16 protein-coding genes and 1 tRNA gene are annotated in these 24,202 nt (G+C 31.6%); 3 read left to right on the plus strand and 14 right to left on the minus strand.

From position 1 onward, the window contains the following. The 3 genes from feoB to ACP15M_RS07230 form a co-directional block, all read right to left on the minus strand. Window positions 1-2,100: a ferrous iron transport protein B gene (gene feoB, locus ACP15M_RS07220; protein WP_425076517.1), complete on the minus strand. Its 2,100-nt coding sequence runs from the start codon at window positions 2,098-2,100 to the stop codon at window positions 1-3. Further along, a complete protein-coding gene (locus tag ACP15M_RS07225; RefSeq protein ID WP_425076518.1) occupies window positions 2,093-2,326 on the minus strand; it encodes a FeoA family protein in 234 nt (77 codons plus the stop codon). Before ACP15M_RS07225 ends, feoB begins: the two co-directional genes overlap by 8 nt. A 72-nt stretch (window positions 2,327-2,398) precedes the next feature. Further along, on the minus strand, window positions 2,399-3,067 hold the full coding sequence (locus ACP15M_RS07230) for an SCO family protein (RefSeq protein ID WP_425076519.1): 669 nt from the start codon (window positions 3,065-3,067) through the stop codon (window positions 2,399-2,401). Window positions 3,068-3,192: 125 nt separating this feature from the next. On the opposite strand from ACP15M_RS07230, the gene ACP15M_RS07235 reads away from it, so the two are divergent. The 3 genes from ACP15M_RS07235 to ACP15M_RS07245 all read left to right on the plus strand — a co-directional run bounded on the left by ACP15M_RS07235 (window position 3,193) and on the right by ACP15M_RS07245 (window position 6,693). After that, a complete protein-coding gene (locus ACP15M_RS07235; protein ID WP_425076520.1) occupies window positions 3,193-5,130 on the plus strand; it encodes a M1 family aminopeptidase in 1,938 nt (645 codons plus the stop codon). A 77-nt stretch (window positions 5,131-5,207) separates the two neighbouring features. After that, window positions 5,208-6,533, plus strand: coding sequence for an RIP metalloprotease RseP (gene rseP, locus ACP15M_RS07240; RefSeq protein WP_425076521.1), 1,326 nt, complete (start codon window positions 5,208-5,210; stop codon window positions 6,531-6,533). A gap of 86 nt (window positions 6,534-6,619) precedes the next feature. Further along, a tRNA-Asn gene (locus ACP15M_RS07245) sits at window positions 6,620-6,693 on the plus strand. A 267-nt stretch (window positions 6,694-6,960) separates the two neighbouring features. Here ACP15M_RS07245 and ACP15M_RS07250 read toward each other — a convergent pair. The 11 genes from ACP15M_RS07250 to ACP15M_RS07300 form a co-directional block, all read right to left on the minus strand. Then, window positions 6,961-10,197, minus strand: coding sequence for a CHAT domain-containing protein (locus ACP15M_RS07250; protein ID WP_425076522.1), 3,237 nt, complete (start codon window positions 10,195-10,197; stop codon window positions 6,961-6,963). 26 nt (window positions 10,198-10,223) lie between these two features. Further along, window positions 10,224-10,958, minus strand: coding sequence for a tetratricopeptide repeat protein (locus ACP15M_RS07255; RefSeq protein WP_425076523.1), 735 nt, complete (start codon window positions 10,956-10,958; stop codon window positions 10,224-10,226). Between the two features lie 4 nt (window positions 10,959-10,962). After that, complete coding sequence (locus tag ACP15M_RS07260; protein WP_425076524.1) at window positions 10,963-11,541, minus strand: RNA polymerase sigma factor; 579 nt, start codon at window positions 11,539-11,541, stop codon at window positions 10,963-10,965. Window positions 11,542-11,650: 109 nt separating this feature from the next. Continuing rightward, window positions 11,651-12,778, minus strand: a complete 1,128-nt coding sequence (locus ACP15M_RS07265) for a hypothetical protein (RefSeq protein WP_425076525.1) — start codon at window positions 12,776-12,778, stop codon at window positions 11,651-11,653. A 60-nt stretch (window positions 12,779-12,838) separates the two neighbouring features. Further along, window positions 12,839-13,813 carry an NAD-dependent epimerase/dehydratase family protein gene (locus ACP15M_RS07270; RefSeq protein ID WP_425076526.1) on the minus strand — a complete coding sequence of 325 codons (975 nt, stop codon included), beginning with the start codon at window positions 13,811-13,813 and terminating at the stop codon, window positions 12,839-12,841. Window positions 13,814-13,921: 108 nt separating this feature from the next. Further along, complete coding sequence (locus ACP15M_RS07275; RefSeq protein ID WP_425076527.1) at window positions 13,922-15,211, minus strand: phenylacetate--CoA ligase family protein; 1,290 nt, start codon at window positions 15,209-15,211, stop codon at window positions 13,922-13,924. Window positions 15,212-15,213: 2 nt separating this feature from the next. Beyond that, window positions 15,214-16,884: a C45 family autoproteolytic acyltransferase/hydolase gene (locus ACP15M_RS07280; RefSeq protein WP_425076528.1), complete on the minus strand. Its 1,671-nt coding sequence runs from the start codon at window positions 16,882-16,884 to the stop codon at window positions 15,214-15,216. Continuing rightward, complete coding sequence (locus ACP15M_RS07285) at window positions 16,881-17,759, minus strand: cupin-like domain-containing protein (RefSeq protein ID WP_425076529.1); 879 nt, start codon at window positions 17,757-17,759, stop codon at window positions 16,881-16,883. The genes ACP15M_RS07280 and ACP15M_RS07285 overlap by 4 nt, the downstream gene beginning before the upstream one ends. 10 nt (window positions 17,760-17,769) lie before the next feature. Continuing rightward, the gene (locus ACP15M_RS07290; protein ID WP_425076884.1) at window positions 17,770-19,311 is read right to left on the minus strand and encodes a phytoene desaturase family protein; all 1,542 of its coding nucleotides are present in this window, start codon (window positions 19,309-19,311) and stop codon (window positions 17,770-17,772) included. Continuing rightward, the gene (locus ACP15M_RS07295; protein ID WP_425076530.1) at window positions 19,301-22,996 is read right to left on the minus strand and encodes an MMPL family transporter; all 3,696 of its coding nucleotides are present in this window, start codon (window positions 22,994-22,996) and stop codon (window positions 19,301-19,303) included. Before ACP15M_RS07295 ends, ACP15M_RS07290 begins: the two co-directional genes overlap by 11 nt. Next, window positions 22,989-24,185, minus strand: a complete 1,197-nt coding sequence (locus tag ACP15M_RS07300; protein ID WP_425076531.1) for a DUF2062 domain-containing protein — start codon at window positions 24,183-24,185, stop codon at window positions 22,989-22,991. Before ACP15M_RS07300 ends, ACP15M_RS07295 begins: the two co-directional genes overlap by 8 nt. Window positions 24,186-24,202 lie beyond the last annotated feature (17 nt).

Below are 24,202 nucleotides of genomic sequence, written 5' to 3' on the forward strand. Positions count from 1 at the left end.
TTATTTTAAAACCTGAAAAGCGATTAAAGCAACAATATAAGCAAATCCGCTCATGATGACAAGTTGTAAGGTTGGCCATTTCCAACTATTAGTTTCTCGTTTTACGATGGCTAATGTACTCATGCATTGCATGGCAAAGGCGTAAAACAATAAAAGCGAAATTCCGCTAGCAAAATTAAATAATGGTCCACCTAAAATTGGGTTGATTTCTCCTGCCATTCGGTTTTTGATGGTGTCTTCTTCATCGCTTCCTACACTATAGATGGTTGCAAGAGTTCCTACAAAAACTTCACGAGCAGCAAAGGAGCTTACAATGGCAATACCAATTTTCCAATCGTAGCCTAATGGTCTAATTACAGGTTCTATGGTATGTCCAGCAATGCCTATAAACGAATGTTCTAATTTATGAGAGGCTATTTTTTGTTGTAATTCTTCTTCAGTTAAATCTTGCGAAGCATATTCTGTTGTTACAATTTCTTTGGCATTATTAAAATCGTCACCAGGTCCATAAGACGCTAAAAACCATAAGACTATTGAAATGGCTAAAATGATTTTACCAGCACCAAACACAAATGATTTTGTTTTTTCGATAACTGTTAAAGCCACATTTTTGAAGAGTGGTAATTTATAATTTGGCATTTCTACCACAAAAAATGTTTTACTTTTAATGTTAAGAACTTTGTTAAGTAGCCAAGCCGAAAATATAGCAGCACCAAATCCTATTAAATATAATAGCATTAAGGTAAGTGCCTGATAGCTTAAACCAAAGAATCGACCTTCAGGAATTACCAAAGCAATAATAATGAGATAAACAGGCAATCTTGCAGAACAGGTTGTAAAAGGCGTTACCAAAATGGTAATTAAACGTTCTTTCCAACTCTCAATATTTCGGGTTGCCATGATTGCTGGAATGGCACATGCAGTACCTGAAATTAAAGGAACGACACTTTTTCCGCTGAGTCCAAAACGTCTCATAATTCGATCCATTAAAAAGACCACACGACTCATATAACCACTTTCTTCTAGAACAGAAATGAATAAAAAGAGGAATGCAATTTGTGGAATAAAAATAACGATTCCTCCAAGTCCAGGAATAATACCTTCAGCAATAAGATTGGTAAAAGCACCTTGAGGCAAACTATTTTTAGTCCATTCACTAAAAGAAGCAAAAACACTATCTATAAAGTCCATAGGAACACTTGACCAATCGTAAATAGCTTGAAAAATAATAAGTAAAATGAAAAAGAAGATTAAATATCCCCAAACTTTATGAGTTAAAATTCTATCGAGTTGTATTCGTAAATCTTTGGCAGATTTTAAATCGATAGTTTGTCCTTTTTTGAGCGTATTATTTATAAATTGATAGCGTTTTATAGTCTCTTTTTGCTGTAATCGTTTTAAATCTGCGTTGCTTTTTGTTTTAAAACTATTAATAGCATCAATTTCTTTTCTGTCTGTTTTTCCGAAGTTGACATCTTGAGTGATAACTAACCAAAGCTTATACAAGAGTTGATTTGGAAATGCTTTTTGAAGACTATCAAAGTAGTTTGTGTCAATTTCTGAAGCATTAACACATGGTTCTATAGACAGTTCTTTAAAGTTTGTGATGAGCTCTTTAAGATTGTCAATACCTTTATTTTTTCTAGTACTTATTAACGCTATTTTAGTATTCAATTCTTTTTCTAATAGCGGAATATCTAATTTGATGCCTTTATATGCCATTCGATCAGACATATTAATGGCAAGAATTGTAGGTATTTGTAAGTCTTTAATTTGTGTGTAGAGTAAAAGGTTACGCTTTAAGTTTTCTACATCACTAACAACAACTGCAACATCTGGAAAATCTTTGTCCTTTTTATTGAGTAGTAGTTCTATAACAACATTTTCATCTAATGAAGACGCGTTCAAGCTATACGTTCCAGGAAGGTCAATAATATGAGCTTTTACACCTCGAGGTAATTTGCAAATGCCTTCCTTTTTTTCAACAGTAATTCCTGGATAATTACCAACTTTTTGATTCAATCCAGTTAAGGCATTAAAAACAGATGTTTTTCCAGTATTCGGATTACCAATTAGTGCTACATTAATTTGTTTAGACATTGGTAATTTCTATTAAAATGTGAATAGCAGTTTCTTTTCTAATTGCTAAATGTGTTCCGTTGATGTTTAAGTACATTGGATCTGCAAATGGAGCAACTTGAACAAGCTCGACCAGATTGCCAGGTAAACATCCCATTTCTAATAATTTAAGAGGAATGTGAATTGAAGAGACATCAGTAATGATGCCTTGTTGCCCACGTTTTATGTCTGCTAATGTTGCTTGCAAGCTTATTTAGATTGATTTTAAAGAAGCAAAAATAAGTCAAAAATTCTACGTAAGGAAATTGTTATCTTAAAACTATTGATATTCTTTTTTTAGTCGTTTTATATCCTGAAGTAAAGAGTCTATTGAAGTCGGACTAACACCATTATAAATACCTCTAATTTGTTTGTCTTTATCAATAAGCGCAAAGTTTTCGGTATGTACCATTCCGTAGTCTTCAGAACCATCATGTTTAACCACTAAATAAGATTTTCTTGCCAGATCATAAATTTGTTTTCGATCACCTGTTACTAAATTCCATTTAGTATCATTCACTCCTTTTTCAAGAGCATAGCGTTTTAATTGTGCTACAGAATCAATTTCGGGAGTAACAGAATGCGATAAAAGCATAACTTCATCATCATTTATGATTTGTTCTTGAATGCGATGCATTTGATCTGTCATGATAGGACAAATCGTTTGGCAAGTCGTAAAAAAGAAATCGGCCACATAAATTTTATCTTGGTAGTAATCTTGAGTAATAGTATCTCCATTTTGGTTGATGAGTTTAAAATTTGCAATGGTGTGATACTTTTTTTTATGTTGAATGGTACTATCTACCAATGAAGCATCAATACGATTAGGTTGATAAATAGGTAAGGGTTTTTCGCTATCTAATGCCGAATAAATAAAATAAATGATAATACTAGAGACTAAAGCAAATACTAAAAAAAAGAGCTTAAGTTGTTTGAAATATCGTAACATAACAGATTATTAAGGCTTTAACGATTACAGAATCGTAAGATTTGAATGCAAAAATACGACACATTTACAACAAATTCAGTACTTTTAACACGCTATATTGCTAAAAGAAAGAAAAATTAATACTTATGAGAATACCAATACTTTCACTTTTTTGTTTATTATCTTTAACTGCGTTTTCTCAAAATTTTGATGAAATTTTAGAAGATGTACGTATTGCCGAAGCAAAATCTGCTCTGAATCAAATTATGCATCGCGCCAATTTAAATACAGGTAATTACGATTTAAAATACCACAGATTAGAATTAAATTTAGATCCATCAGTTGCTTTTGTTTCAGGAGATATAACGACTTACTTTGAAGCCAAAGAAAACATGAATCAGATTACGTTTGATTTATCTGATAATATGGTGGTTTCTCAAGTAGATCAAAGAGGAACCTCTTTAAGTTTTACGCAAAATTCAAATGATGAATTGGTGGTAACTTTGCCTATGGTTCAAAATATTGGAGTTTTAGATTCTTTAACAATTAGTTACTCTGGAAATCCGATTAGTTCTGGTTTAGGTTCTTTTGTTCAAGAAACGCATAATGGAGATCCAACTATTTGGACGCTTTCTGAGCCTTATGGAGCAAAAGCTTGGTGGCCTTGCAAACAAGATTTGATAGATAAAATAGATTCTATAGATGTGTTTTTAACCACACCAGAATTTAATCCAACAAACGAAGAATATGTAGCTGTTGCAAACGGATTAGAGCAAAGTCAGATAGTAAATTCTGGCGAAAAAACAACTCATTTTAAGCATCGTTATCCAATTCCTGCATATCTCATTGCTATTTCAGTAACCAATTATGAAGTGTATTCTCATACAGTTCCTAATAATGGCAATCCTTTTGAAATTGTTAATTATGTGTATGAAGAAAGTTTAGCTAACGCTCAGGCAAGTACACCTGTAACGGTTGATATTATGGATTTGTTTATTGATTTGTTTGAAGCCTATCCTTATGAAGATGAAAAATATGGTCACGCTCAATTTGGTTTTGGTGGAGGCATGGAACACACAACTGTTTCATTTATGGGAAGTTATAATAGAAACTTAATTGCACATGAATTAGCACATCAATGGTTTGGAAACAAAATCACCTGTGGAAGTTGGAAGGATATCTGGTTAAACGAAGGCTTTGCCACCTATTTATCAGGTCTTGTTTACGAACACTTAGATGGGAATGCAACTTTTAGAGTTTGGAAACAACAACGTATCAATTCTATTACGTCACAAGATGGAGGAGCTGTGTATTTAAGCGATATTGATACTACAAGTGTGAGTCGTATTTTTAGTTCAAGATTAAGTTATAATAAAGGTGCTATGGTATTGCATATGCTTCGGAAAAAATTAGGTGACACAGATTTTTTTCAAGCCTTACAAGTCTATTTGAGTACGCCTGAACATGCTTATGATTATGCTAAAACGGAAGATTTTATTAGTATTGTTGAAACGTCATCTGGTGAAGATTTAACAGAGTTTTTTAACGATTGGTTATACAATCAAGGCTATCCGAGTTATACACTAACTTGGCATCAACCTTCAGCCGCAGAAATTGCTATTCAGCTTTCTCAAGCTCAAAGTCATCCATCTGTATCCTTTTTTGAAGCTCCTGTACCTGTACGACTAATAGGCACATTAGGTGAACAATTAGACCTTGTACTAGATCATACTTCAAATGCACAGCAGTTTACTGAAACTGTTGGTTTTGTGGTGCAGGATGTGATTTTTAATCCAGAATTCGATATTATTTCTAGAGATAATCAAGTTGTGTTAAGTGTAGATAATTTTCAAATAGAGAGCTCACTTAAAGTCTTTCCTAATCCGTCTTCAGCAGCCATAAATATTCAAAAATCTGAAAGATTAGATGTCAATGCTATAAGCATTTACAATGCTCTTGGTCAAGAATTATATCGTTCAGAATGGATGGATAAAATTGATATATCATCTTTTTCAAACGGATTACTTTTTATACAATTTCAAACCAATAAAGGAGCAATTAATAAAACCTTGTTAAAAAATTAGGCTTAACTCTAAATATAATTTTCTAAATGACGCCAAAACACTACTTTTGTGGCTTGTAAAATTTTGACTAGAGATACATGGAGTTTGTAATACGTATATCACAATTTTTATTAAGCCTTTCGCTTTTAATCGTACTTCACGAATTAGGACACTTTGTACCTGCAAAGTTATTTAAAACAAGAGTTGAGAAATTTTATTTATTTTTTGACATCAAATTTTCTTTATTTAAAAAGAAGATTGGTGAAACCGTTTACGGAATTGGATGGTTGCCTTTAGGAGGTTATGTGAAGATTGCTGGAATGATTGATGAAAGTATGGATAAAGAACAAATGGCTCAACCACCACAACCTTGGGAGTTTCGTTCTAAACCAGCTTGGCAACGCTTAATTATCATGTTAGGTGGTGTTACTGTTAATTTTATTTTAGCCTACGTTATTTATGTATTTGTAGCCTTTGTTTATGGAGACAAAACGACAAAAGTAGAAAGTTTAAAAGATGGATATTGGGTTGAAAATGAGTTTCTTCAAGATTTAGGCTTTAAAACAGGAGATAAAATTTTAGCAGTAAACGATATCAAAGTTGTAAACGATTACGATGTTCGTTCAAATATTATTGGTGCAGAAAACATTACTATTGTTAGAAATGGTCAAGAAAAAGTTATCGATTTACCCGAAGATTTTTTAGGACAGTTTACCTCTGCCAAAAGTAAAGATCTTTTTGAAAGAAGAATTCCGTTTATGGTTGGAGCTGTTGCAGATTCTTCGTTAAATAAATCATTAGATATTAAAGAAGGTGATGTAATAATGTCTGTTGATGGTAAACCATTACGTTATTTTGATCAATTAGATTCGTTAATGGCAAACTACAAAAGCCAAACATTAGCAGTAGAGTTGTTGCGAGGTGAAGAAACAATTACACGTCAGTTAAAAGTTGATGAACAAGGTAAATTTGGGTTTCATCCAGCATTTGATAATGATCGTTTTGCTGAATTAGGTTACTACGATATTGCCATTCAAACCTATACTTTTGGTGAGAGCTTTGGAGCAGGAGCAGCTGATTTTGTTGATACATTAAGCAAATATGGCGCACAATTAAAAGCAATTTTTAATCCGAGTACAGGAGCTTACAAAGGTGTTGGAGGATTTAAAGCGATTTATAGTATTTTTCCAAGTGTATGGAGTTGGCAAGCCTTTTGGGTACTAACAGCATTTTTGTCAATCATGTTAGGTGTTTTGAACTTGCTTCCAATTCCTGCATTAGATGGAGGTCACGTGATGTTTTTATTGTTTGAAATGATTTCTGGACGTAAGCCTAGCGAAAAGTTTTTAGAGCGTGCTCAACTCGTTGGCTTTATCATTTTAATTACATTAGTATTGTTTGCAAATATTAATGATTGGATATAATAACAAAATGAATCATTTTTTTGATTTTTTTGTTTGCTAAACCTAAAAAATAATATATATTTGCGCTCGCAAAAGCGAAGAAACACTCCTCTTTAGCTCAGTTGGTTAGAGCATCTGACTGTTAATCAGAGGGTCCTTGGTTCGAGCCCAAGAAGAGGAGCAAAGAAAACCCGATACGAAAGTGTCGGGTTTTTTTGTACGTAAAATTGAGTAATAGTCTTATATAGAGGAGGTTTTAAGTGAACTCAATAAAAAGAATAAACAAAGTCTAAAATAAAAAATTTATATTTTTTGCTCACATTTTAAAATTTAAACGATGATTAATTGATAAACGAGTCATTGCTATTAATTTGTAGGGAATTGTATTACATACGAGTTTATCGTGTTTAAACAAAAGAGTTTTCTTAATGTATAGAAAGCTCTTTTTTTATGCTTTGCTTTTTTTCTTAATAAGCACGATAATAAGCAAAAGTATAATAACACCAAATATCCAATATAGTATATTTGAAGAAGATTTTAAATCTATAGGAGTTGTATCACCAATAAGAACCAAACCAGCCCAATATTGAGGTGCTAAAGTTCTGCCTTCAGCAGTAGTTAAATAATCTAGTTTAGCTTTTTGAAGGGCTTTATTTTTCGATTTTCCTTGTTTGATGTAGTCATAAAAACTTTCAATGATTTGCGCACTAGATTGCTCGTCAATTTTCCAAAGACTGGTCAAAATACTTTCGCTACCTGCATAATTAAAAGCATGAGCTAATGAAATCATGCCTTCTCCAGCTTGATACGTTGGTTTCCCGGTTTCACATGCTGTAAGAATGGCGAGATTTGAAGATAAATTCTGATTGTAAATCTCATAAGTATAGAGTGAATTATCATCTGTAGCTAAAGTGTCACTCACATTTTTGGCAAAAATAAGTCGAGATAATTCTGGTGAAACATTATTAGATTCAGCATGTGTTCCAATATGAATGATTTTATGTTCTTTTGCTTGTTTAGTAAAGACTTGCTTTGAAGCCTTTTCGTTACTAAATAATGTTCCTTCAAAAATTCTAGAAGACGATTTCGCTAAGTCTTTACTAAAAGGTTGTGGTAATAATGTTAAATAGGCTTTATCTAAAAATATAGAATCTCTAATTGCAGTTTTATAGTTAGACTTCATGCTATCATTAAACTCTGGCGTAAACGCAATAAAATTGTTTTCAAAAAACGTAGGCGTTTTATGTTTATCAATTAAGAGTAAGCTGTAATTATATGAAATTTGATGCTTATTAAGTAAGCTATTACTAGCTAATGCTTTATAGGAATTAACAGGAATTGATGATAGGGTTTCAAAGCTTAAATTGAATAAATTTCCATCAGGAATAATAATAATATTATCATTAGATAATGCCTTTTCAATAGGTTGCCATAAAATGCGATATAAGATATGATAAGGCTCTACACGTTGATCAAGTTGTTCACTATTGAAATCTTTTAGAACTTGATTTAATTTAATCGTTTCTATTTCAAACAACTGAAGTTTTTGATCTTCGATTACAAAGGCAAACAAATCATTATAGATATACAAATACCTAAGTACAGAATGTTTTTCTTTTGTAATCGCATCAAGGTTAAACTCCTTAGCGATTGAAGCATATTTTAGCTTGTAATATTTTGGATAATCTTTTTTTAACGTTAAAAGAAAGTTTTTCCATTGTTCATTGGCTTCAATAAACGATTCAATATGATTAGTGCTTTTTAAAGATTGCTTTAATTGTGCAATATATTGAGATTCTTTTTCGATTACATGTTTAGGAATATCATTTGATGAAAATTTAGTGTTAACATTTAATTGCTGACGAATCCTATTATATAACTTAGACTCATGTAAACTTAACATATCTTCTAAGTAACTCGCTTCATTTGTAGATTGATATAACCAAAGACACACTTGCTTAGCATATTCAAAAAGCTCATTGTTGTCTTCTATGATTACAGATAAATTTTCGTCTTCTGTAATAATGGTTTTTTGATGTTCTAAAATAGAAATGGCTTGTTTTAAGTGTTGATATTCTGTTTTTAAAATCGTTACATCTGTTTTTTGATGTTGTTTTAATACAATTTTAGATTTTAGAAGTATTGCAGCAGGTTTGTCGAGGTTTAAACTAAAATCATTAATCTGATTGCTAGTTAAAGCTTCAGAATCGTTATACAATGCTAAGGCTTTGTTGATATGACTTAAAGCATTGTCAAAATCGTTGGCTTTAAAGTAAATCTTTGCGAGATTGATGAGTTGCGAACTTTCGATTGTAGTTGTTTTTCCTTGATTTTTTACAACATAGTTATAGGCTTTTTTTGCCATTGCTATCGCTTGAATATGGTATCCATTTTCAGAATAAAACTTCGAATAGGTTTGCATAGCATTGAGGTAAAAATCATCATAGTGCTTTCCAAAAATGCCTTCATAACGTGTTTTACTTAATTCGTAATTGGTTTTTGCCTTTTCTACATTGCCATAATAATCATTGATAACTCCTTTGTAGTAATAGGCATCTGCAACACCAAGTTTATTGTCTTGTTCATTTTTTAAGCTAAGTTCGAGTCCTTTGTTAATATAAGTTTCAGCGCGTTTATGGTCTTTTAATTTTAAGTAGATATTTCCAAGGTTAAGCAACGAATAAGTGATTTCATAATCATTATTAGGCATGTGTTTTAGTTGTTGTGTGTAGACATATTCGTTTAAATCTCGTGCTTTTGTATAATTACCTTGAGCAATAAAATCGTCGGCATAATTTTGTATCGTCATAAACATGAAGAGTCGAGCTTCTTCTTTAAAAAAGTCTTTATCAGAATTTGAATTGATAAATGCATTATAGTTTTTAATCGCCTTTTCGTTGTAGGTAGAAGCTTCAGAAATATTTCCAATTTGAGAATGAGCAGAGCTAATGTTTGATTGTGCCTTGGCTTTATGATAGTATTTGTTCATTGGTGTTGGCTCTAATCCTTCAATGATTTTTTCTGCTTTTTTAAAATAATAGATAGCACTATCTATTTTATAAATGTCCCACATTCTGGCACCTAGAGAGTTGTAGGCATCTAAGATTTTTGACTTTTCAGATTTTGGATAAGACAAGTAATATTCTAAGGATTTTTTACTGTGCCATATTGCTTTTTTAATAGTTCCAATACGTCTATAATCAATACTGAGATTATGGTGTATTAATCCGAATAAATCTCCAGTAGCATTGGTCATTTTTTTGGTTTCTTCGAGAGCAAGTAAGTTTTGTTCCGAAGCACTTTTATAATCTCTTAAATGCACATAAAATCTAGCTAAGACTAAGTGTTTTTGTCTTGTAACATGCAATGAATCTGTGAGTTGGTCGATGCTGTTGGCAAAGTCTTTAGTTTGTTTAATTGCAGTGTTTTTGTCATTAAGGTTTAGCGCAATTTTTCCAAAGTAATATATGCGTCTGGTCAGCTCTTCATAATGTTGATTAGATTTTAAATCATGAATATTTTTAGTTAAAACAGAATCGGCTTTTTTAAAATCTTTTAAGGCAATTAACGAGTCGATAAGTTTGGTGTCTTGAATATTGTCTGCTTGTGCAAGCATGTTAAAATGAAATCCTAACACGAGCATTATAGGTATGATAATTTTAAAACAATGTTGTAATTGTTTCATAATCAAGACTTTTTTTAAATAAGTGGTTAATCTTCTAATTCAGATAAAAGGGCTTGGCTTTTTTCAAAAGAACTCATTTTAAAATTGTGTTTTGCCAACTCAATATTTCCTTCTTTTAGGTAAGCTAATCCTAAATAAAAGTGAGCATCATTAGCGAACGAAAAATTTTTATCACTGATGGATTTTTCTAAAAAAGAAATTGCATGGACTCTATTTTTATTAGCCAAATGTGCAACACCCAAAAAGTAATTTAGCGTATCATTATTTGGTGTTTTGGTTTTTAAAATTTCCCATTTTTGTATGGCAGTTTTATAATCACCTTGTTTATAATTTACCATAGCATCATAAAACTCAAAATTAGCAGTGTTACTCATGGTTGTTGGTAATCCTGGATCTGGACTAAAGTATTTTGAGTATAATTTTTCATTAGGATTTTGATTAAAAAACCAAAAACTTCCTAATGCAATGATGATTACAGCAGCAGCAACTAACTTTCTAAAATGCAAATAGCGAACTTTAGGTTCAGTTTTTTGAAATGTTGATTTAGGAAGCTCTTTATGGAATTCATCTAGTTGGTCTTTAAGAGCTTGTGTTTCAATACCAGTAAGCAAGGTCTTAATGTATTCAACTTGTAATTTAAACTCTGAATCTGAATTTAGTTTGGTTTCAAATGCATTGAGTTCTTCTGAAGCCATTGTGCCATTGATGTAGCGCTCAATAGTTTCGAGTTGTTCTTGTGATATGTTGCTATTAGTTTTCAATGTTTTAAGATTTTGAGGATAGTGCAATGCTTCGGAGTTTTTCCATACATCTGTACTTTTTATTTCGTACTGAAGCTTCTCCCAATTGCAATTCTGAAGCAATAACTCTTAAGGATTTTTTTTCAAAATAAAAGTGAGTTAAAAGTTGTTTGCAAGGTTGTCCTAGATTTTTAAAGGCACTCATGGTTGCTATCAGCTTTGTTGAATATTCATCTTCTATTGATACATCTTCAGATTCATGTTTTAAAACATCAAGAGTTTCATCAGATAAAGAATTTGTTTTTTTAAAGGTTTTTGAGCGTAAAACATCCATCCATTTGTTTTTAGCGATTTGATACAAATAACCTTGCAGTGCAGTTTCATTTTTTGGAGTAAATTTGTCTGCTTTTAAATTTTTCCAAACTGTAATAAAACTCTCTTGATATAAGTCTTTAGCATGCTCTACAGAACCACTATTTTTTAAAACCAAAGCTTCAATTTTAAAATAATTATTCATATAAAATTGTTTTAAAGCAATTTGATCGTTTGCTTTAATAGCTTCTACAAGTTGTAATTGATGGTTAATTTCGTGGGCTTCTTTCATGTTAATAGCTAATCAACAGAAAGATACAATTATTTCAATTTTAGACCAATACAATGCTATTAAATCAAAATTTTAACGACAAAATGTTTATTATATATCGCAAATATTACTAATTGTCATCACTGTATTCTAATTGCTCCCAATTTATTTGGTTGGTTGAGTTGTCTGTATTAGGGTTCCAATTCACATTATCTGTACCAATATAATAGTCGTCATTTCCTTTCCATACATTGTTGTAATACCCTTCTACTTGATACGTGTTTCCACTTTGGTCGTTCATAGTGTTGCGATCCCAAATTGCATTTACAGAATTAGAATGACCAGCATCTGTTATGGCATTACGTCGTTTCCAACTATCATGATTACTATCTAGTATTGAGCTGTACGTGTTTCCTGTGTTTATAGCAGCTTGACCTTGCGCTCGTATTGCTGCCATACGTTGTTGATGTTGTGCACTACTTTGTTGCGATTGTTGAGCGTAATATTGATTGTTGCGTTGTAACCAATTCGGATTCACTTGTAAGTTGAGTAAGGCATTGATATAATCTTTTTTAGCTTCTTCGTAAACCGATTTAGGAGCTTCCATGGCATTTAGTGTGTAACCCCAATCCATACCTCCAAGACTTGTGTAATAATTAGTAAAATATCTTAAAACGCCTAGGGATTTATTACCATTATTATCTTCCCATTCTGTAACAACACAAGAGAATTTTTTGTCTTCAGGAACCGATTTAAACAATGCATTATCAAGCTGTTGGTCTGCTTGAGCTAATTGAGGTAGCGGAAACTGACCTATATAATTTATGCCTTTAGACGCCAAGAAAGGTTTTAAGTCTTCATGAATAACACTATTAAGATCTTTAGGTGGTTTTATCTGACTTCCATTTTGTTCTGAATAATAATTTTGTTGTGGGTTATTAGAATAATAAAATCTGTTATAGCGTTCACCATACACTTTGGTTCCGTTAGGATCTTCAAACATAATGTTGTCCTTTGTATTGTTAACAACGTTCCATGTATTTGGAATTGGCATAACGCCAAAGATCATCCCAAATTGCTGGTTTTTAATTTTATATAATTTTAATCCCTTTGAAGTATTGTTTTTGTTTGAAATTTCAGTATTGTCAATGTTTTCATATTCAGCGTCAAAATCTGAATACAGATTGTCATTCTTTTGCTGAAAGCAAGAGAAGTTACAGAAGGCTAAACATATTAAAAGAAAATAATTAGATTTCATGATGCCAATAGGTTTAATTGTGGTTTCTATTGGTACATCGAAGAGGATCTTAAAATGTCATCATAATGATTTAGATAACTTTTCGGAAGAAGGATATTTCTTTTTCAATTGCATAATCATTTCATTAGTCATAGACTCTAGATTGTAATCGTGCTTCCAGTTCCAATCTGCTCTTGCTGAAGCATCATCAATAGATTTTGGCCAACTATTAGCAATTGTTTGCCTAAAATCTGGCTTATAAGTGATGTTAAAATCTGGAATATGCTGCTTAATAGTAGAAGCAATGGTTTTTGGAGTAAAGCTAATTGCAGCTAAGTTGTAAGCTGATCTTATTTTAATGGCATCTTTTGGAGCTTGCATTATATCTACAGTAGCTTTAATAGCATCGTCCATAAACATCATTGGAAGCATGGTGTCTTCAGATAAAAAACATTCGTAATGTCCTTTTTTTAAGGCTTCATGGTAAATTTCTACAGCATAATCTGTAGTGCCTCCTCCAGGCATGGTTTTCCAGCTTATAATTCCAGGATATCTTATGCTTCTAACATCTACACCATATTGTTCGTGGTAATATTCACACCAACGTTCTCCAACCTGTTTAGTAATACCATACACAGTAGTTGGTTCCATAATGGTATGTTGAGGTGTGTCTATTGTTGGTGTTGTTGGTCCGAAAACCGCAATGCTTGAAGGCCAAAAGATTTTTTTTATAAGGCCTTCTTTAGCTAAGTTTAAAACATGAAATAAGGAGTTTGTATTTAAATCCCAAGCTTGCATTGGGTATTTTTCACCAGTTGCACTTAACATGGCTGCCATTAAATATACAGTATCGATATTGTATTTTTCAACACAAATTTTAACAGCATTATAATCTTTAGCATCTAAAAGCTCAAATTGTCCTGAATTAACAATATCTAAATTAGAAAAACTAATATCACTAGCAACAACATTTGTGTTGCCATAAATTTCACGAAGCTTGTAGGTTAGCTCTGAGCCAATTTGACCACCAGCACCAATAATTAATACTTTTGACATAAGGAATAACGCTCGTTAATGCAATTCAAAAATACTAAGAAAAACAAAGACAAAAAAGCGTATGATTTAAATTTAAAATACAATTATTTCTAATTTATGTATTAAAAATTATAAACGCTTATCAATGACATGAATAGGTTTTCTACTCATAGCAGGAAATTGTAGCTTTTGAATTTCTCTTTTATCGTGAAACTCAATTTTAGGTGCTACACGAAGCTTTGCTCTAAAATGATCTTTTATATGTTGTAGTAATTTTTGAGAAGTGTTTTTAGTCGCTATTTTAATTAAAATTTCGTCTGTACCAATAGCATTATGAGAGATTTCAATAATGTATGATTCTACATCTGCAAAATCGTTTAAAATATTGTGCATTGCTGGAGGATACAAAGTCGTTCCTTTATACTTTATCATTTGCTTTTTTCTTCCAACTACAGGACCTAAGCGCATGGTGTTTCTTCCACATGCACAAGGACCATGATATGCTTTAACCATGTCTCCAGTTTTAAAGCGTAGCAAAGGCATGCCTTCTACACCTAAAGTTGTAATGGTTAATTCTCCAACTTCTCCTTGAGAAACAGGACGATCTGAATCATCTAAAATTTCAACAATAATTAATTCTGGATGATGGTGACCACCTTGTTGGTGTTGGCATTCAGTAAATGCAGTGTTCATTTCTGTAGATGCGTAGGTCGAAAACAATTCTATGTTCCATTTAGAAGTTATCTTTTGTGATAAAGTATTCAACGAAAAATCTTGCTCTCTTAAGGGTTCTCCAATACAAATAGCACCTTTAACTCCAGAAGCATTAAGATCGATATCATTACGCTCTGCATATTCAATTAATTTTAATAAAAATGAAGGCACAACAATAAGATAAGTGGGTTTAAATTTTAAAATAGAATCCCATTGTAACTCAGGTATTCCTGCACCAACACGTATAATTCCTGCGCCTAATTTTCTAACGCCAAGAAAATATGCTAATCCAGCCATAAAGCGTCTGTCTATGGTTGTCATAAGTTGTAAAACATCGTTATTTGTAACACCAGCACAGGCAAAAGAAATAGCTTCATTGTATGCCAAACGCTCTAAATCTTTATCTGTTAAAGCAAAGGTTACAGGATCTCCTAAGGTTCCAGAAGTAGTAACATAATCTATAATTTTATGTTTTGGAACACATAAAAAATCGTCATTATATTGTTGTAAATCGTCTTTTGTAGTAGGAGGAATCTGTACTAAATCTTCAATAGATTTAATATTGCTTATATTGATGTTGTGTTTTGAAAACACACGTTTATAATATGTAGAATTAGTGTTTAAATAGGCTAATAATTCCTTAAGCTTTTCTTCTTGAAAGGCTTTTATCTCTTGAGTAGAAGCTTGTTCTATTTTTGGAATCATAACTATAATTTTCGTTTAATTTTCTTAATATATTTTTCTAATGCTTCTTGATCTGGAACAGTTGTAATTTCTTTGGTTTTAGCTTTTTCAAAACTAATTAAAGCTGCTGTATAATACCCTTTTTCGTAATAGTACTTTCCAACAAGATAATAGACTTCCCAATATTCGGGATTTAATTGTTGTATTTTAGAAAGCATTGTTGGTTCAAGATGTGTGTCTTCGTTAATTGCTTTTTGAAGCGTTCTGCTTAACACTCTGTATTGTTCATAATCTTGAAAGGCTTTTGTATACTGAAAATCATCTGCTTCAATAAGTAATTCTGGTTGAGATACATTAACATGCGAACGATTATCATTAAAAACGTCATCTAAATCATAAGCCACAAAAGCACCTAATTGATAAGGATTTGAAGATACCCAAACTTGTTTTTCTTCAGGTTTAAAAACAATTCCATGATGCGCTAGTAATTGATTTAATGCCTTTTCGTTTCCGTAGCCAATAGCTTTATCATTAAGTCCTTCTTTGTTTCGTAAAATTGCAACAGCTTTTTCGACGTTTAATTTTTCAGAAGCATTTAAGAGTTCTTCCATACGCTCATATCGATATTGAGAATGACTTTCAGCTTTGTGTTTTATGTTGTTTTTATCTTTTGCGTAAGCCTCACTTTGAAAGTGATTAGAACAAATAAGCTGATTAGAATTTTCAACATCATAAACACCAAAATTTTTAGGAGATACTTCAATAGTAATTGCTCTTTTGTCTTTGGCACTTCCTATAAAAATAGATTCTGAAACAAATACCTGACGCTTTTTTGCAATAGCAATGGCTTCGTCTATGGTAGAAGCATATTGTAAAATTTCTCGTGTAAGTATAGAAATTGGTGTTTTGGCAACCCAAGGAATTTTAGATTTTCCTGCATTTATTGTAACGGTCAATCCATGCTCATTCATGCCAGAAACAACACCAATCATTCCTGGCCAAGTTACAGACATAAATTTGTGTCCTTCTGTTGGATTTATAAAGGCAACGATTTTATTTTTTGCAAAATCATCTCCAGCATAAAAATCAAAATTTCTGCCAATAATAAGTTGACCATCTTCGGTTTTATTTCCCCAAGCTGCAAACGAAGAACAACCAACCAACATTAAATCTTGCATAGCGTGACCAATATCGTGTGCACCATGAAGGTATAAGATTCTTAAATACTTTTCTGCAATATGATTATAATCGTCTGAAGCGTATTTTGAAAGTCCGAAAATTTCTGCTTTATAGATTTCAGGAACATGTAAATACATTTTTCGGTTGTAGTAAGCTAAAATTTTCCGAAGCATATTTTGCCAAAACTTTGAAGGCACTAGCTCGTCCACTTTCTTTAAAAACACACGCTCTTGTTGGTGAGCTAATTCTTGTGTAAGCAAACCTTGATTTAAGCCTAATTGATATGGATTGCCTTCGGCATACATTTCCCAAGTGCCATATTTGTTCTTTGAAAAACTGTTATTTCCTAATGTAAAAGTTGAGTCGTTTACTGCAACTCTTTCTTCAATAGAAACCTTATAATTACTCACATCTGGAATATGATTAATAGATTTTGAAACACCACAAGACGTAAGTAGCAAAAGTATTGCGATATAATAAAAGCAAGTCGTCGATATGTTTAAATGTAACTTCATTTATGTAATTTTTGAAGTGTTTTATGAGTTTTATCTATGGCTTTTTTGTTTTTGTAATCTAACCATTTTTGACCTTTCCATTTTCGCATAAAATTTTCAAAATGTCGCATAAAAAACACATTATAAAGCATGTTTAAAGCAATTTTAGGGTTTCTTGAAAAAGCTCTTAAGGTCATTGAAAATCCACCATCTAGATATTCAACAAAATGCCAATAACCACTTGGCATGTATAGAGCATCACCATGTTTCATTTCAACTTGTATGCCTTCGACATGTTGTAATGCTGGAAATTTTTCAAAATCTGGATTTGCCATATCAATGTCTTCAAGATTATGAACAGCAAATGGAATTCTATATAAAAACTTGGTTTGCTCAGGTGAAAATAATGTAACACGTTTATGACCATGAAAATGAAAATGTACCAAATCTGCCAAGTCCATATCATAGTGAGCTAAAACTTGCGAGCCTTTGCTTCCAAAAAACAAAACAGGTAATCGTTTAAAGAATTTTAAACCCATTTCTGGATATTTAAAATCTTGACTTAACACAGGCATCTTTTTCATCAAATCATAAAAGAAAATTCGTAAATCTGTAGGCTTGGTTTTTAGTATTTCTATATAATCATAAAGTTTCATTTCTGTAGCTGGTTCGGCAGATTTTTGTTTGCCTTTTGTAGCTTCATTATTGTATAAAGGAACAATTTGGTCTCCAGCTAAGGATTGAATGTAATCTAAATTCCATTTATGAAACGCTTTCCAATCTTTAGTAAGATTTTTGATTAAAACAGGTTTTTGAGGTTTGTAATAGTTTTTTACAAAATCTTCTTTGCTAATGTCTTTTACAATTTCAATGGTTGTTAATTTAAATTGTCCCATAATATACAACTTAGTGCTGCTCTTGTTTATTAGAGTACAAAATTTTATCTAACAGATAATCTTTATCAAGAATTTCAGAACAGGTAATAATAGCACTTATAGTTACACCTAATATACCATGCATATTTAAACTTTGTCCAGTAAAAAACAAGTTTTTAATTTTTGTTTTGGGAGATACGTGAGAATGTAAAGGTTTATTTACATCTTTAGTATAGCCATACATAGAGCCTCTGTTGCTGCCAATATAATCTCTATACGATAGAGGAGTTGAGGTGTAATAGGTTTTAATACAACGTCTTAAATTTGGGAATTTTTTTTCTAATTCATCGAGTAGAATTTCTGCTTTTTCGGTTTTAAACTGTTCGTAAGTTTGACCTCTTTCGTTCTTATGAGCCACAGTGTTAAAGGTGTTTTTCCATGGTTTCATTTCGTCATAATTCATATAGGTCATCACAGCAATACTGTCGCCATATTCTGTTTCTCCTTTTTTAATTCCCATAGAGAACATATAACCTTCTGGCCAACTTTCTTGTGTATAATTAATATTATCCCAAACTCTGTTAGGATCTTTAAAATGGTAATAATTTTTGTTTAGATATTTAAAGGTATTGGGTTTTAAAACAATGTATAAGGTAAAAGCAGCAATTGTGCTTTCAATTTTTTGAATTCGATTAGTATAAGACTTTCTAAACTTATCTTCACCAACCATTTTTATAGTCAGCTTAGGTTCGATATTAGAAATAAACACATTACCTTTTATTTCTATCCCTTTTGTAGTGGTTACAGATGTTATTTTTCCATCTACATAATTAAACTTGTTAACCTCATGGTGTTTATAAGTTTCGCCATGATGTTCTTTTAAACGCTTAATAAGGGCTTTTGTAATTTGGCTTCCACCATTAATACATCTGTAAGCACTTTGTATATAAGAATTGGTAGATAAAGCATGCACATAAAACGGTGTTTTATTTTGATCTCCAGCATATAAATAATTTGAACCTGCTAGAACTGCTTGTAATTTTTTGTTGTCGGTAAATGAATTTATAAATGTTTTTGCTGAAAGCTGAAAAATCTCAGCATCATCATAATATGGTTTGCCTTTTTCAAGACAGTATAGTGGAAATTTTTGACAAGTTTCTTGTAATTTTTTGCAATAGTTTTTAATGTTTTCTTCTTCTTCAGGGAAATCTTTGACAAGGTTTTTGATAAAATTTTCATAGCCTTGCGCATGCTTATATTCTTTAGGATCGTTATCAAAGGAAATGATATCAAATCCATCTTCATCCATTTTATGAAGCTTTAAATCATCAAAAATATTGATGTATTTAAAATAATGATTCAGATTTTGACCTTCGCTTAAACCTCCAATATAATGCACTCCTGTATCGAAAATAGTTTTATCTCTAACAAAGGTTTGAAGGTTTCCGCCATATTGATTGTTTTTTTCTAAAACACACACACGCTTTCCTTCTTTGGCTAAAATAATGGCAGAAACCAATCCAGCTAAACCACTTCCAACAATAACAACATCATAATGTGATTTATACTTTATCAAGATTCTGTTTTTTTAAAATAATTAGGGATTTATTTTCTACTTCAATAGTATAACCTAATTGTGTTATGGTATCAGGATATAAATCTCGGCTTTCTTTTAGTAATATAAAAAGATTTGCAGTATTAGCGATTTCTTTTAATTGATTTTTATTGAAGTCTTCTGAATTAATAATGACGACACTAGCAGTATTATTTTTAAGATCTTCTACAGAATGACAAACAGTAATTTTATAATTAGCATTTGTGATAAAACTGTTTTTAACCATGTTTTGAGTGGTTGCATCTTCAAAATAACTGAAGATTTTTCGACCTGGATTATCTAAGGCGAGTAAAAAATCCAGTTGTCCATAATCTTTAGAAAGGTGCACAATACTTGCATTGTCATCTATATGATCTATAATTAGCTTATAGGTTTTGGCATAGGTTTTTAAATCATTTTTTACAGACTTGTAAATCACATCACCTTTGTATCTAAAATCTTCAAGTATGATATTATGAAAATAAGTATCACCTTCAATGTTTTTACGAAGCGCTTTAAACGCTTGTTTAAAATGTGTGCTTATGGCTTTTGTTTTTTCTCTAGAAGTAGAACCATAGCTGGTGTCTTCAGCAGGAATTCTATCTAATATTTTTAGAGTAATGCAACCGTTTTTTATTATAAAACTTCCTTTTGGTAATACTTCAGAATTCCCATGAATAAGAATAGGCACAATATCTAAATGTAATTTTTCAGCCAGATAAAAAGCACCTTTATGAAAGCGTTTCATTTTATTGGTATACGAACGTGTGCCTTCAGGAAAAGCCATAAGTGAGTAGCCTTGATCTACTTTAGCTTGTAAATGAGTAACGCCTTTATCTATACCACTAGAAACAGGATAAAATCCAGCAAATTTAACAGCTTTACCAAAAATAGGAGAGTTGTAAACCCAATCGTTAACCAAGAAAATAATTTTTGGATGCAGCATGCCTATGGCTAAAATATCTAAAAAAGACGTATGGTTAGAAATAATGATGGCTTGTTTTTTAAAGGTATCTTTAGTTAAATTAATAATGCGTTTTTTAACAAAAGGATTGCTGTATAAAACCGATTTCATAAAAGAAGAAAGCACCTTGTGAAACCAAGTCATTTTAATTTTTTTAGAAATTGGAATCAACGGAATTACAATAACACTAACTAACGATAATAAAAATCCGCCAATACCATAATACGCAAACGACAATACCGAATGAAAGAGTAAAGGCAAAGTGATTGGTCGTTTGGTTTTACTTCCTATAAACAGCTTAAAAAGTAAAGGCTGAATGCTAAACGATATAAGCAAAGCAGATAAAATGCCTATAATAGATACTAAGGAAATAGAATGTAATGCAGGATGCTTTGCAAAAATTAAAACACCAACTCCTAAAATGGTCGTTATTACCGAAAGAATAATTGAGGTTTTATAAGTTGGCAATACATTCTCACCAGTTTTATATTTATGCAATAAACCGTTGGTTATAAAAATGCAGTAGTCTATACCTAAACCAAAAATAAATGTCGAAATAATGATATTAAAGATGTTAAATGTCACACCTAATAATCCCATAATTCCAATAGTCATTAACCATGTTAAAGCAATAGGAATTGCGGTAACTAAAGTTAAAGAAACACTTCTGTAAAACAGGAGTAATAAGAGTAAAACAACAATTGATGAATAGAGAACTAAACGGTTAAAATCATGTTTTAGGTTTCCTAAAAAAGTTTCGTTCATATGTTTTCTATCAATAACGACAGTGTGTTTAAAATCTTTAAAATTTTCAATAAGGTATTCTACATTTTCGTCTTGCACTTTAACCAATGTTGTTATGGTTGTAAATTGGTTTTTTGTAGTGATGAAATCTTCAGTAGAAATGGTATTTAAACCTTTATAATCTGAAACATTTAAAGGTGAAAATTCAGAATTAAGAAAGCTGTAAAAGGGTTGAAATGTTGAAGATTTAAAGCCAAGCGTATTACCACTTTCAATAAGATTATCTTTAAGTGCTTGCTTTTTTTCTGAAGACCAAAAACGATTCCAAGTTGTTATGTTTTCATTTTGAAGCGTTTGCGACTGGACTAAAGCGCCTATAGAACTAAACTTAATAATTTTATCTTGTTTTTCTAACCCTTCTAATAACGGAAACATAGCATCATTCACCTTTAAGGCTTCTTCTTCGGTCTTACCATAAGCTGCTAGATATACCGATTTAGAAGAGAAATTAGTTAGCGCATTTAATCTCTCTTGAGCTTCTATTAAGGCTTTTGGTTCAAAATTTAGCTTTGCTAAATCTTTATTAAAGGTTACTTTGTTATAAGTAAATAGACTTATTACAAGCAGAACAGTTAGTGCAATTAAGCTCCACTTATTTTTATGTAAAGGATGCGAAGCAACACGATCAATATAAGTGTTTCGCGTACTTGTAGTTACTTTTGTTTTATATACTTGCGGAATAATAATAAGTGCAAAAACCGAAGCACTAAGTACACTTATTGCTGCAAAAATCCCTAAATCTTGTAAAGCTTGCGATTGTAAAAACAGTAAACATAAAAATGCTAAAGCAGTAGTTAAACTACTCATCAAAATAGGTTTGGTAATTTCTTTGTAAAGTGTTTTAAGTTCCGAATTGCTACGTATATGTGTTAGAATGTGTAATGCATAATCGAGTGTAACACCTAGAAGTACAGAGCCAATTCCTAAAGAAATAGCAGAAATTTTCCCACGAATTAAAACCAAGATGCTTATAGCCAGAAGTGCTCCCAATGCTGTTGGAACAAATAGAATAATAGGAACGCTCAACTTTTTATAAAATAAAACGAGGATGAGTAATAAAATACTTATGGCAATTCCAACGGTAAGCTGAATGTCTTTTTTAATCTGTTTAGCATTGGCTACAGCTACCAAAACACCACCAAAATATTCGGCAGAAACAGTATCTTTAAAGCTATGGTTCAACTGCTTTTGAAGCTTGTAAAGTGCATCTGCAAACACAGCATTTTTATCGGTTTCGCTTGAGGCAAATTTTGGCGAAATAAACAGTAAGACATTGTTTTTGTCTTTACTTAATACAAATCCGTTGTGTAAAGTAAAATCGTTTCCAAAACTTAAAGTTTCTAGTTTTTTTAAAGCGATAAAGGATAAACCTAAAGGATCTTTTAAAATGTGTTCTTTAGCAATAAATCCTGAAGGTGATACTAAGGTTTTGTAGTTAGCATTTGTAAGTGCTTGAATACTATCTTTATGTAATTTACGTTCAATGCTTTGATAATCTTTTTCGTTTAGAAAAAGTGGCAAATTTTGATACACAAAATCTAAAGTTTTTGTGATGTCGTCATCTGCTACTTGTCCTTGAATATCTTTTATAAATGCTTCTGAAGTTGTTGAAACACTATCAATAAATTGTGTTGCGTATTGTGTAAGATCAGCAATGCTTCCGTTTTCCTTTCGCTGAATGTTAACAATAATTTTGTCGGCAAAATTAACTTGTTTTAGTACTTTTTGTGCTTCTAAAGATGTTTCGGTTTGCGGAATTAGCTTGCTGATATCTTCTTCAAATTCAATACGAGAAGCTCCAAATAATAAGCTTATGAGTAATGCAATTAAAACACCAATACTCAAAAGCTTTTGAGCAGCAATGCGCTGAGATATGTAATAAAATAGCTTATCCATTTTGGAGTGCTGCGTTCTTTTTTTCAAAAATAGAAAAGAATAAAAATCCGATAAAACCAAACACAAGAGCACTAACAATAGCTAAAGAAAAACTACCAATGATATAGGTTTTTAGATGGTCTGTAATTTCAAAACCATTTTTAAACATATCTAAGGTATAGTTGTAGTCTATACCTAAAATAAACTGTCCCATTTTAGAACTTGCATACAATACAAACGGAATAAAAGGAGGTAAACTTACGTTAGAAAACGCAAAAGCAATGGCTTTATTTAATCTTAAAACAAGAGCTAAAAACAAGACAATTACAGTATGAAAACCCCAAAAAGGAGACAAGCCAATAAACACACCAAGCGCTATAGATAAGGCTTTTTTTGTTGGAGAATCTTGACTTCCTAAAAAGTCTTCAACAAAAAAACGTTTAACGCCTTTTTTTTTAAGTTTTCTGAATAGATTTCTAGGGATGATGTAAAAAAGAAGTATTACAATTAAGCAGGTATTTAAAATGCTTATTCTAGTAAAATCTTTAAAAGGTCTAAAGTGTGATACACGTTCGCTTTCATCATAAAGCACTTGAATAGGGACGTTTTTTACAACCACATCATTCCAAGCTGCTTTAACAATAGCTTCGATTTCAAACTCGAACTTATTGGTGTAAAATTTAAGTTTATCTAATGCTTTTAAAGGATATAATCTAAAACCAGATTGCGTGTCTGTAAGTTTGATTCCAGTTTCAACCCAAAACCAAAAATTAGAGAATTTGTTGCCAAAGCTACTTTTGCCAGGAACACCTTCTTGCTCCATGTTGCGAGCTCCAATAAGTAAAAGGTTTTTATGTTCTACTTGTTCTAGTGCTTCAATAAATACAGGAATGTCTTCAGGAAAATGTTGTCCGTCAGAATCTATTGTTATTGCATACTCATATCCTAAAGCTGTTGCTTTTTTAAAGCCAACACGTAAAGCATTTCCTTTTCCTTTATTTTCTGGAACATGAATTTGTTCTAATTGCGAATAGTTTTTTAGAATTTGTGCTGTGCTATCTGTAGAACCATCATTAACAATAATGACACTGTTAGTGAATTGCAAAACACCATCAATAACACGTTTTAAAGTACGCTCGTTGTTGTATGTTGGAATTAACACACAAACGTTTAAGTCTTTTATTTTTTGAAGTATTAGCGTTTTATTCACTCAAGAAAAGGTCTTCT

The organism is Psychroserpens sp. S379A, from assembly GCF_049800755.1.
Lineage (GTDB): Bacteria > Bacteroidota > Bacteroidia > Flavobacteriales > Flavobacteriaceae > Psychroserpens.